General features: G+C 29.9%; 11 protein-coding genes. 10 read left to right on the top strand and 1 reads right to left on the bottom strand.

What is annotated here, in order from left to right; genetic code table 11:
• Window positions 1–279 precede the first annotated feature (279 nt).
• From hisS to B8978_RS16460, 3 genes are all read left to right on the top strand, one after another.
• A complete protein-coding gene (gene hisS / locus B8978_RS16450; protein WP_084117386.1) occupies window positions 280–1596 on the top strand; it encodes a histidine--tRNA ligase in 1317 nt (438 codons plus the stop codon).
• Window positions 1597–1958: 362 nt separating this feature from the next.
• Window positions 1959–2159: a hypothetical protein gene (locus B8978_RS16455; RefSeq protein WP_084117387.1), complete on the top strand. Its 201-nt coding sequence runs from the start codon at window positions 1959–1961 to the stop codon at window positions 2157–2159.
• Window positions 2160–2468: 309 nt separating this feature from the next.
• Window positions 2469–3617 carry a DUF116 domain-containing protein gene (locus tag B8978_RS16460; RefSeq protein WP_084117388.1) on the top strand — a complete coding sequence of 383 codons (1149 nt, stop codon included), beginning with the start codon at window positions 2469–2471 and terminating at the stop codon, window positions 3615–3617.
• A gap of 502 nt (window positions 3618–4119) precedes the next feature.
• Here B8978_RS16460 and B8978_RS16465 read toward each other — a convergent pair.
• Complete coding sequence (locus B8978_RS16465; protein WP_084117389.1) at window positions 4120–4998, bottom strand: radical SAM/SPASM domain-containing protein; 879 nt, start codon at window positions 4996–4998, stop codon at window positions 4120–4122.
• A gap of 202 nt (window positions 4999–5200) precedes the next feature.
• On the opposite strand from B8978_RS16465, the gene B8978_RS16470 reads away from it, so the two are divergent.
• The 7 genes from B8978_RS16470 (at window position 5201) to B8978_RS16500 (ending at window position 11957) form a co-directional block, all read left to right on the top strand.
• Window positions 5201–5698 (top strand): ferritin-like domain-containing protein, encoded by a 498-nt coding sequence (locus tag B8978_RS16470; protein ID WP_084117390.1) that lies wholly within the window; start codon window positions 5201–5203, stop codon window positions 5696–5698.
• A 140-nt stretch (window positions 5699–5838) separates the two neighbouring features.
• Window positions 5839–6753 (top strand): carbohydrate ABC transporter permease, encoded by a 915-nt coding sequence (locus B8978_RS16475; RefSeq protein ID WP_084117391.1) that lies wholly within the window; start codon window positions 5839–5841, stop codon window positions 6751–6753.
• A 23-nt stretch (window positions 6754–6776) separates the two neighbouring features.
• The gene (locus tag B8978_RS16480) at window positions 6777–7598 is read left to right on the top strand and encodes a carbohydrate ABC transporter permease (protein ID WP_084117392.1); all 822 of its coding nucleotides are present in this window, start codon (window positions 6777–6779) and stop codon (window positions 7596–7598) included.
• Between the two features lie 42 nt (window positions 7599–7640).
• A complete protein-coding gene (locus B8978_RS16485; protein ID WP_084117393.1) occupies window positions 7641–8984 on the top strand; it encodes an ABC transporter substrate-binding protein in 1344 nt (447 codons plus the stop codon).
• 596 nt (window positions 8985–9580) lie between these two features.
• Window positions 9581–10324 (top strand): glycerophosphodiester phosphodiesterase, encoded by a 744-nt coding sequence (locus tag B8978_RS16490; RefSeq protein ID WP_084117394.1) that lies wholly within the window; start codon window positions 9581–9583, stop codon window positions 10322–10324.
• A 52-nt stretch (window positions 10325–10376) separates the two neighbouring features.
• On the top strand, window positions 10377–10817 hold the full coding sequence (locus tag B8978_RS16495) for a MarR family winged helix-turn-helix transcriptional regulator (protein WP_084117395.1): 441 nt from the start codon (window positions 10377–10379) through the stop codon (window positions 10815–10817).
• 93 nt (window positions 10818–10910) lie between these two features.
• On the top strand, window positions 10911–11957 hold the full coding sequence (locus B8978_RS16500; RefSeq protein ID WP_084117396.1) for an AI-2E family transporter: 1047 nt from the start codon (window positions 10911–10913) through the stop codon (window positions 11955–11957).
• The last annotated feature ends 494 nt before the right edge of the window (window positions 11958–12451 follow it).

Genomic DNA, 12451 nt, shown 5'->3' on the forward strand with positions numbered 1-12451 from the left:
AAATATTGCGATTACTTGAAGGCTTAGTTGGTATATGATATAATTTTAAAAGATTGAATTATTTAATTAGGAGAAAATTTATGATAAATTTAGTTAAAGTAATTGTATCAGTTCACCATCACCATTATTAGACCTTGTATCATGGAAAAAACAACCATAGATGCAGAGGTCTAGTTTAACTGGAATTGTATCTTTGGCGGTGGACACTTTAATTAAATTGTTTGTAGCCGTGCAGGTATGATTCTGCACGGTTTTTTATATATATTAAGGAGGAAAAATATGAATAATAAAATTATTAAACCATCAACATTGTCAGGTTTTATGGAGTTATTACCTAAAGAACAAATAGAATTTAATAGAATAATGGATATTATTAAAAGAAATTATGAGAAAAGTGGCTTTGTTCCTATAGATACACCTATAATGGAAAAAAGTGAAATACTTCTTGCTAAAGGTAGCGAAGAAACTGATAAACAAATTTATAGATTTACAAAAGGTAGCAATGATATATCATTGAGGTTCGACTTAACGGTTCCATTCGCAAGATATTCAGCGCAACACATGGAAGATATTGTTTTTCCTTTTAGAAGGTATCAGATTGGAAAGGTATATAGAGGAGAAAGAAGTCAAAAAGGACGTTATCGTGAATTTTATCAATGTGATATAGATGTTATATCTAAGGGAAATCTAAGTCTTGTAAATGACGCGGAACTTCCAAGTATAATGTGTAGAATATTTAAGGAAATTGGTCTTCCAGCTTTTAAAATACACATAAATAATAGGAAAATTTTAAATGGATTTTTCAAGTCTCTAGATGTTACAGATGCAGTAGATGTATTAAGAATCGTGGATAAGCTAGACAAAATAGGTGTGGATTCTGTTAAAGAAGAGTTGATAACTATTGGAATTCAAAATGAAACTGTGGATAAAATTATAGATTTTATTAGTATAGATGGAAAAAAACAAAAGGTTTTAAATGCTCTTAAGGCTTTAAACATTGAAGAAATAACATTTAATGAAGGTTTGGATGAAATTGAAAAAGTAACACACTATCTTGAGTGTTTTGGAGTGACAGAAGAAAATTATGTTATTGATTTAAAAATAGCTAGAGGATTAGACTATTATACTGGAACTGTTTATGAAACAATAATTGATGATTTTAGAGGCATAGGGTCAATATGTTCAGGTGGACGTTATGACAATTTAGCTGAGTATTATACTAAAGAAAAACTTCAAGGCGTAGGAATGTCCATAGGAATTACAAGATTATTTTCTCAACTTAAAGAAATTGGTGTTTTAAAGGATGATGGTTTAAAGGCCTCCTTATCAAAAGTTTTAATAGTGCCTATGGATGAAGAAATGGATTATGCCATTGATATAGCTAAAAAATTAAGAGAAGAAGAAATAAATTCAGAAGTATACTTAGAAAAAACTAAATTTGGTAAAAAGCTTAATTATGCTAATAATACTGGAATTCCCTATGTAATTATTATAGGAGAAGAAGAAATAAGAAGTGGCATGTTAAGTTTTAAGGATATGACAACTGGAAATCAAGAAAAACTCAGTGTTGAAGATATAATTAAAAGATTCAAGTAAAAATATGACTTAAGTTTATAATATAAAGAAATTGCGAAGCATTGGTGAAGGGTTTTAACGATTGCTTCGCACGTTAAAAGGTTAAAGATCGCCTATGGGCGAGGTGATGGGTTTTATCCTTGCAAGGCTCGGATAAAAGGTGAAGTGTTTATGGACAAAGCCATAAAGGCTAAGGAAATTTTTCTTCCTACGTCAGAAAAATAATGAATTTAAATTTACATATCTTAATATTTAGAGATAACGCTATTATATATTTTAACCGTAGGTTTTGTTTTTGGGCGTAGCCTCGGGTTTTTGACAGCTTTATAAGTAAAGTTTATTTAACGTTACATTCTCCTATTATTCGTAAATGACAGGTTGAAATGGATCATAATACAATAGATACTACTCTAATTGATCAGGAAGCTGCATTTGATGGATTTTATGCGGTTTGCACCAACCTAGAAAATGAGGCTTCCACTGCTATAAAAGCAAAAAACATTACTTGTTTTTTGATTATAACAAAAAGCTTGAAAACCATTGATTTTAATATGCTAATAATACTTATTTATGCAACACCATGACCTTCGGTAAAAAATGAATGTCAATATACTTTAGATTATATATTTTATGTTCAAAGATTTTTCGCAGCATAGCGGAGAAAAATTATCCATAGTTTTTTCCCACGGAAAACCCATCACCTTTGACCAGCAAAGCGCATGTCAAACCCTTCACCTATGCTTCGCAATTTATCACTATTATGAAAAAACAATAATCCATGCATTCCTCACGATATAAGTATAATATTTGAACTATGTAATATTGTGCAATTAATGATATAATAAACTTACATTGGTTTGTGCTACCTAAAAATAACTAATTAGGAGTAAATTATGAAAAATATTATTACCTATTCACTTCCCCAACAAAACATAAACTCAAATCAATATTATTGTGATATTAAATTTTTAGCAGATGAAACGCTATTTTATGGAGAAAAAAATCTTAGGCAAGTTATTAAGGATTTTACGAATTATATTAGTGCAAATAAATTTGAAACATTAAGAAATATAGAAGAATACATCTTAGAAGCTTTAATAATTGGAGTACTTTGGGGAGTATATTCTAATAATGCGAAGCTATTAACAAAAACTAATGAAAAAATTCTTCTTAGATTATTAAGCTTAAGAGAAAATGAAGGAAAAATGAAAATATATGCAGATATTATTAGAGGTTTTTTTTCTACGATTTTTCTAACCCAAAAATCCGATGATGAAATTGATGTATCATTTTTAAATTTTAAAAAGCTTAAAGGTTGGTTAATTGCTTCAGGTGAATTCAATGAAGAAACAAAAAGATTTTCAAATTGGGAGAGCTATTTTAAAATTTTGCCAGAAGAAGAATTAGTTAATATACTAAAATCATTAATAAACTATGGTAAATGGTTTAAAAATAAAAGTGAACAGGTAGTAGGTAAATACACATCAAATGTAGAGTCATTTCTACAAAAACAAAACCACACACATAAATTTAAAGAAGATATTATTTTTACTGGAAGGCAAAGAATTGAGTATCACCTAAATATGGTTGGAGCTGAAATACTCAATAGAGCTTATAAAAACGATTTTTTTAAAACAAAAAATAAGAAGCTCCTTGTTCCAATTTGTATGAGATATAATGATGAAAAACAATGTAAAGCTACAGTAGCAGAAGAAGGGTATATCTGTAGACATTGTACGAAAGAATGTAATGTTAATAAACTGAGTGAAATGGGGACAAGATTTGGATTTGAAGTTTTAATTATACAACATGGTTCTTCAGCGTTTAAAGATAAAGATGTTAAGTATGGGGAAGTGGGAATTGTTGGAGTGGCTTGTCTGTTGAACCTATTAGAAGGTGGATTTGCCGCAAGACGATTAAATTTAGTTCCACAATGCATAATACTTGATTATTGTGGATGCAAAAAACATTGGGATAACAATGGGATTATTACAGATATAAATATGAGAAAATTAAAGGAAGTACTTGATATAAAAGAATAACATAATATGAGGAAATTACCAAGCACTGGTTAATGGTTTTAACGATTGCTTCGCACGTTAAAAGGTGAAGGGTTTATGGATAGATCCATAAAGGCTAAGGAAATTTTTTCTCCTTAGGTCAGAAAAATAATTGATTTTGTTTATATGTTTTAATATTTGAAGATAACTCTAATATATATTTTAACCGTAGCCTTTGGACCTTAGGTAGTAGTTTAATATTCTAATAAATACATCTTCATTGAAAACTAGCGACCTACGGTCAAAAATGAAGAGCAATGTACTTTAGATTAGATTATAAATATAAGTTCAAAGATTTTTCGTAGCATGACGGAGAAAAATCATCCATAGCTTTTTCCCACGGAAAACCCATCACCTTTGACCAGCGAAGCGCCTGTCAAACACATCACCTCGACTTGTCGACCCTTCGCCTTTTCACCGCGAAGCATAGGTGAAAAACCTTCACCCGTACTTATCAGTATCTCACTACTATGAACAAACTTCGTTACAGGTTGAATCTTCTTCTATAGTCACATTTTTGACATAAAGGTTCAACTACATTTCTATTAGAAAATCCATCGTATAACGCATTAGCTCTATCATTTTCTATAATGTCCTCAAATTTAGTATGGTTTATATTTCCTAAATTAATTATACCTTCACCATCAAGGCAACAAGGAACTACAGTACCATCTACTAGAATAGCAATTTGATCTCTTAAGCCATAACAAAAACCACAAAGATTATTTTGAGTTTCATTTAAATCAGGCCAATTAAAACGGGAGGCTTGATTCAAATATACATTGTGAGAAAGTTTTATTCCTCTTTGTGTTCCTAGTTTTTCTTTTATCATATAATCTAAATTAAAAGCCTCTTCTATTTGTTTAAGTATATGTCTGTTATGCTCCTCGCTAAGATTAATATTGTTATCTTCACTTAGATTCCACAATCTGAGTGCTGAAATTATATTTGTATTTAATGAAGTTTCTTTTGCAAAATTTAAGATTTCATCTAAATAGTCTTTCATAGTAGTAGTTTTTTCATTAGCATCAAAGCTGTGAAGTGAAAAATTTATTTGCCTAAGAGCAGGTTTGTTAAGTAGCATATTTTTTGTACTATTTAGGAGTGTTCCATTTGTTGTTAGATTTACTTTATAACCATGAGCATTGGCCATATGTAAAAATGCTTCAAGGTCAGGGTGCATTGTTGGTTCCCCCTTAACATGAAAATATATATGATTAGAATAATCTTTTATTTGATTTAATATCTTTTCAAATAGTTGAATTTTCATAAACTCGGGATGTCTAGCAGACTTTGGGCAAAAATCGCAATTTAAATTACAAACATTTGTGATTTCTATATATGTTTTTTTGAATTTTTTCATTAACAGAATCTCCTCGTGTTGAATAAGTTTAAAGTTATACCACAATATATATTAAAAATATAACTTGCTTTTAAACTTATATTATAAGAAATATAAGTTATATTATCAAGAAAATATTTATGAGAGCTGACTATACAGGTACATCTAGCATTTTATAGCAATATTATAATATTGCTATGAGATGCAAAGGAGATGAATTTATATGGACAAATCATGTTATAGGGCAAACTTACCATATCCCGAAGTTTGTGTTGAGCATAAAAACAAATTTTATGCATCTTTACTTTTAGATGATTATGCATCTTGCACAAGTGAGTACACAGCAATAGCGCAGTATGTTTATGCTCATGTAAAAACTGAAGATGAGTGTATACAAGATGTGTTTTTAGGAATTGCAATAGTTGAAATGTGTCATTTAGATCTATTGGCAGATGTAATTATTCAATTAGGAGCAAATCCAAAATTTTATGATGGTTGCGGTAGGTTTTGGAGAGGTGAATTTGTGCCTTACGGGCACAGTACTAAGGATAGATTAAAATTAGCTATTGAATCAGAATATGCAGCAATTCTTCAATATGAGAAACACATTCAACAAATAAAAAATTGTGATATTCAAAGACTTCTAGAGAGAATTATAATGGATGAAAAAATTCATGTAAATATATTTAAGCAAATATTATGTGAACTGCAGGACTACTGATTGAATAAATAAGACATTTCAAAGCAAAATAAAACTTTTGAAATGTCTTGTTTTTTAACATGCCCTTAGTTTTAGTGTAACATGAACTTAACATCATTTATGTACAATTTATATAGAATTAAATTTGTGGAGGTAAAGCTATGCAAGAAGTACGAAGTATAATTGTTGATAATAAACATGAAAAAGCAGTAAAAAGAAATATTTTTACTGTGGCGGAACCTTATTTATATCTAGTGCCATGTTTATTGATTTTTATAATATTTACTTATTTTCCATTTATAAAAACTATATATTTAAGTCTTGTCACAACAAATGCTATAGGAGAAGTGAGTAGTTTTGTTGGACTATCAAATTACATTGAACTCTTTAAGTCTGAAGCTTTTATAAATAGTATAGTAGTAACATTAAAATTTGTAATAATTACAACTATACCATCAATTCTAATAGGATTATTCACAGCATTACTTACAAATAATAAACTAAAATTTAAAGGCTTTTTTACAACTCTTTATGCTATGCCTATGGCAGTGTCATCAGCATCAGCTGCAATAATTTGGATGTTGCTTTTCAATCCTAGTATAGGTCTCATAAATTATATATTAGGAGTAAAAATAGGATGGTTTACCAGTTCATTTTGGGGGCTAATGGCAGTATCAATTGTAACTATATGGCTTAATGCTTGTGTAAACTATATTTTTATAACTACGGGACTTAAAAATATACCAAAGGAATTATATGAAAGTGCTAGCATAGATGGTGCAGGTTATTTTCGTGTGTTAAAAAGCATTATTTTACCATATTTATCACCAACTCTTTTTTTTGTAATGATTATAAATATAATAAATGCATTTCAGACTTTTGGACCAATAAATATTATGACATCAGGTGGTCCTGGAAATGCAACTAATGTACTTGTCTTTTCAATATATAGAGATGCCTTTTTTAACAATAAATTTGGAGCAGCTAGTGCAGAGTCAATTATTCTTTTCTTAATAATGCTCGTAATAACATTGTTTCAATTTAAATATGAAAAAAGTAAAGTTTTTTATCAATAGTAAATTAAGATGGGAGATTCAATATGCAGATAAAAATGAAAAAAATAAGTCTTTATGTGGCAAACATAATCTTTGGACTAATTACAATTTCGCCACTATTATATGCATTACTTATTAGTTTAATGCCTCCAGATCAAATATTTAGTTTTCCACCAAAACTAATTCCGAAGAGCATATACATTCAAAATTATAAAGATGCATTAAATACAGCTCCGATACTTACCTTTATATTTAACAGTTTTGTTGTTTCCCTATTAATAACTATAGGTCAAATAGTGACTTCAAGTATGGCTGCCTTTGTATTCGCGTTCTTTAAATTTAAAGGCAAAAACATATTATTTATTGCAATGTTAGCTACCATGATGATACCTGGTGAAACAACAATAATATCAAACTATCTTACAATAGGTTCACTAGGATGGCTTGACAGTTATAAAGCTTTAACAGTCCCATATCTTTCCTCAGCTATGGGAATATTTATAATGAGACAATATTATTTGACACTTCCAAAAGAATTATATGAAGCATCAAAATTAGATGGATGCAGTAATTTTAAGTTTTTTATAAAAATAGTATTACCATTATCTAAACCTGTAGCAGGATCGCTTGGAATTTATTCCTTTCTTGTTGCATGGAATCAATATCTATGGCCGCTACTTGTAACAAGCAAAGATACATCAAGAACAGTACAAATAGGTATAGGTATGCTTCAGTTTGCAGAAAATCAATCCTTTGGTCTTATTATGGCCGGAATTGTAATGGTATTACTACCTTCTATTTTAATATTTATAATTGGCCAAAAACAACTAATAGATGGAATGACATCTGGTGCTGTAAAAGGCTGATAAAGTATATAAATATAATTGCTATTTTGAAAGGGGAAAAAAATGAAAAAGAAAATTATTAGCTTAGTATTAACAACAGTAATAGCAGTAGGATTTTTATCAGGATGTGCTACTAACGGTAGCAATACCACATCAAATAAGCCAGTGCAAATTACCTTTTGGCATGCTATGAGTGGTAAAAACGGACAGGCACTTACTAAAATGGTGAATGATTTTAATAGCTCTCACAAGGATATAAAGGTTACAGCACAATTTCAAGGTAAATACGATGAAGAAATAAATAAACTTAAAAGTGCAGAAAAGGCAAATGGTGCACCGGATATTGCACAGGTATATGATATTGGAACTAGATTTATGATTGACAGTAAATGGGCAGTACCAATGCAGACCCTTATTGATAATGATAAATATGATACTTCAAGTTTGGAACCAAATTTATTATCATATTATACAGTAGATAAAAAGCTTTATTCAATGCCATTTAACTCATCAACTCCAATTGTATATTATAATAAAAATGCTTTTAAGGAAGCTGGTCTTGATCCAAACAAGCCACCAAAGACATTTGAAGAGTTAGAAAAAGATGCAAAAGCTCTTACTAAAAAAGATTCTTCTGGAAATGTTACTCAATATGGGTTTTCTATGGCTATATATGGTTGGTTTTTCGAACAATTTTTAGTTAAACAAGGAAAAGATTACGCTAACAATGGAAATGGTAGAACCTCATCGGCTACAGCAGTGGATTTTGACAAAAATGGAGGTGGACTTAATGTATTAAATGAATGGAAAAAGTTAGTTCAATCTGGTTACGCTGGAAACTTTGGAAGAAACGAAGACGATACAGAAAATGCGTTTATTGCAGGTAAAACCGCTATGTATATTGAATCAACTGCAGATTTAACATCTGACTTAAGTGCAATAGGAGGAAGATTTGACCTTGGAACGGCAGCACTTCCATCCTTCGATGGAATAGACAATGGCGGCGTATCTATAGGTGGAGCTTCTTTATGGGTTTTAAAGAATAAAGATACTGCAAAACAAAAAGCAGCATTTGAGTTTATAAAATACATGGTATCACCAGAAGAACAAGCTTATTGGAATACTCAAACAGGATATTTCCCAGTAACAAAAAAAGCTTATGACCAGCAGATTGTGAAAGATAATTTGAAGAAAAATCCACAATTTAAGACAGCTATAGATCAACTACACTCATCACCTAAAACAGCAGTAGGTGCACTAATGGCTGTATTCCCTGAAGCAAGACAGGATGTTGAGTCAAACATAGAGCAGATGCTTCAGAATAAACAAACACCACAGGAGGCTGTTGATAATTCAGCAAAAGCAATAAATGAATCTATCGATAATTATAATAAACAGAATAAATAAGGTTTGTTACGTAATATAAAGAAATTGCGAAGTAAGGTGAAGGGTTTTAGCGATTGCTTCGCACATTAAAAGGTGAAGGGTCGCCAAATGGCGAGGTGATTGGTTTTATCCCTGCTAAGCGAGGATAAAAGGTGAAGTGTTTATGGATAGATCCATAAAGGCTAAGGAAATTTTTCCTCCTTAGGTCGGAAAAATAATGAATTTATGTGTCTTAATATTTAGAGACAACAATAATATGTATTTTTAACCATAGATTTTACTTTTAGGCGTAGCCTTTGGTGTTAATATGATAGTTTAATATGCTAATAAATACGTATTAATTGAAAACTGGCGACCTTCGGTAAAAAAAATGAATGTCAATATACTTTAGATTATATATTTTAAGTTCAAAGATTTTTCGTAGCATAGCGGAGAAAAATCATCCATAGCCTTTTCCCACGGAAAAACCATAACCTTTGACCAGCAAAGCGCCTGTCAAACCCATCACCTCGCTTTAGCGACACTTCGCCTTTTCACCGCGAATCATAGGTGAAAACCCTTCACCCGTGCTTCGCAATTTATAACTATAACGAACAAACTAAAAAGAGGAGATAATAATGTCAAAAGTATTAAATATTGCACATCGGGGTTTTAGTAGTAAGTATCCTGAAAATACTATGATTGCATTTGAAAAAGCAGTAGAAGAAAATTGTGATGGTATTGAAACAGATTTAAACATGACTAAAGATGGAGTTATTGTCATATGTCATGATGAAACTTTAAATAGAACTACAAATGGTAGTGGGTATATAAAAGACTATACTTATAAGGAATTAAGCAAATTGGATGCAGGAACAAAATTTAGTGATAAATTTAAAGACCAAAGAATTATAACTATCGATGAATTATTAGATTACGTGAAGGACAAAAATATTCTTTTAAACCTAGAACTAAAGAATGACTTAATACATTATGAAAATCTAGAGGAAAAAACTATTGAAAAGATATATGAATATAGACTTCAAGACAATGTAATATTATCATCATTTAATCATTACTCAATGCTTAAGGTCAAGGAGCTCGATAATAATATAAAGACAGGACTTTTATATTGTGGAACTATTTATAATGCATATGAGTATGCTAAAAAATTAAATGCAGATGCACTTCATCCATATTATTCAGCAGTAATGAACAAAAAAATTGTGGATGAAATAAAAGAAAATAGCATAGCTATAAACACATATACAGTTAATGAAGAAATTGTTATGAAAAAATTAATTAAACTAGGGGTAGATGGAATAATAACAAACTATCCAGATAAATTGAATGAAATTTTAAAGAGGGACTTTCTTTTGTAAGGAGGTCCTTCTTTTTTTATGATATAATTATCTTGAAAGTGAGGTGAAGCTCATGAATGACGACATGGAAGAGTTAGTAGAAAAGCTTATTTACCTAGTACCAACTTTAGAAAAGAGAGTAATAAAATCACTGGATATAGGTCTAAAAAGCAATGTAAGTCCACTTCAGTATAGGGCGTTATTTATACTTAATGACGAAGGAATTTTAAGTATGTCTGAACTCTCAAAAAAAATGTTTGTTTCAAAACAACAGGTAACAATGGTAATTGATAAACTTATAAAATTGGAATTAGTAGAGAGAATACTTAATAAAGATGATAGAAGAATAATAAATGTAAAGATTTCTGATAATGGAATAAAAGCTATAATAAGCTTTAAAGATGAAATTATGAAAGGTATTAAACCAAGATTAAGTCTTCTAAGTGAAGAGGATTTTAATAAATTTTTAGTATCCCTTAATTGCATATACAATATAACTGAAAAATTAATATGAAATTAGGAATTAAATTTGTAAATATGCTTAAAATAAGCCTAATTGGAGTTTTTAATAAAAAGATTTATTGCTTCGATATGGAGGGCTTATAAATTGAAAAATAAGGTAATTCATTATTTACTTATAATAAACTTAACACTTTTAGCAATCATGTTCTTAAGTAAAATGAAATTTTTCATAAGATTCATATTTACTGTAGATAAGGCAGTTTTAATTCCATTGTTTGTTTCTATTTTAATATATTACATAATAAGGCCTTTAGATAAAATTTTTATTAGAAAAGGCTTAGGAACAGAAAAAGCAGGACTGCTTAGCTTATTAATTTTTACATTCATATTAAGTGGACTTGTATCATATTTTTGGAGATATGCGTATAGACAATTTTATCAAGTTAGTAGCGATCTTATAACTATAGTTGGAGATAAAAATAAAGTTGATGGTACTTTAAAATTTGTAAACAATTATATTGATGTAAGAAAAATGTACAGCTTATTTACAAACATGGTTGCAAATTATGTAAGTGGTATAGGACATACAGTAAGAATAGTTGCAAAACATTTTATGAATACGTTTTCTGTAATCCTTCTGATTGTGATTATGGTTTATTATTTATTGAGTGATGGTGATAAATTAAAACCTAAATTACTATCTTTTATAAAGGAAGAAAACAAAGAGGTCTTAAATAAATTACTTGATGATTGTGATGATATATTGAGTCACTATGTTACAGGGCAGGCTAAAGTAGCATTGTCCTTAGCAATATTAATTTTTATTGGTTATAAAATAATAGGGATGCCTAATGCAATTGTATTAGCATCTATAACTTTTGTGCTTGCATTTATTCCTTTTGTTGGTTTTTTTATAGCAATGATAATTCCTGTAGTAATATCCATAAGTATGGGAATATACATGATTGTGAAGCTTGCTGTTGTATTCATAGTAGTTCAAACATTAAAAGGGAGGATTGTAGTTCCGCTTGTAATGTCAAAAAGCATGAAAATTCATCCATTAACAGATATAATTTTAGTAATACTTGCAGTAGCATTATTAGGTCCATTTGCAGCTTTTGCTGTGGTGCCAATTTATGCAATCTTAAAAAATGTAATTCTAACCATAAGAAGATATAAAAAAAAGGATTAGAGAAGCTAGTGTTAATGCTTAATATAAAGAAATTGCAGAGCAACGGTGAAGGGTTTTAACGATTGCTTTGCACGTTAAAAGGTGAAGAGTCGCCAGGGCGAGGTGATGGGTTTTATCCTTAATTCCCGCGGATAAAAGGTGAAGTGTTTATGGATAAACCCATAAAGGCTAAGGAAATTTTTCATCCTACGTCAGAAAAATAATGAATTTAAATATCTTAATATTTAGAAACAACTCTACTATATATTTTAACTTTAGGCGTAGCCTTTAGTGTTCATATAATTGCTAATAGCATAATAATCATTTACATGTTAAACAACACAACTTTCGGTCAAAAAATGAGTAACAAAATACTTTAGATTATAAAATCTAAGTTCAAAGATTTTTTGCAGCTTAGCGGAGAAAAATCATCCATAGCTTTTTCCCACGGAAAACCCATCACCTTTGACCAGCAAAGCGCCTGTCAAACCCTTCACCTCGCTTTAGCGACCCTT

Source organism: Clostridium acidisoli DSM 12555 (assembly GCF_900176305.1).
In the GTDB taxonomy this organism is placed as follows: Bacteria; Bacillota; Clostridia; order Clostridiales; family Clostridiaceae; genus Clostridium_I; species Clostridium_I acidisoli.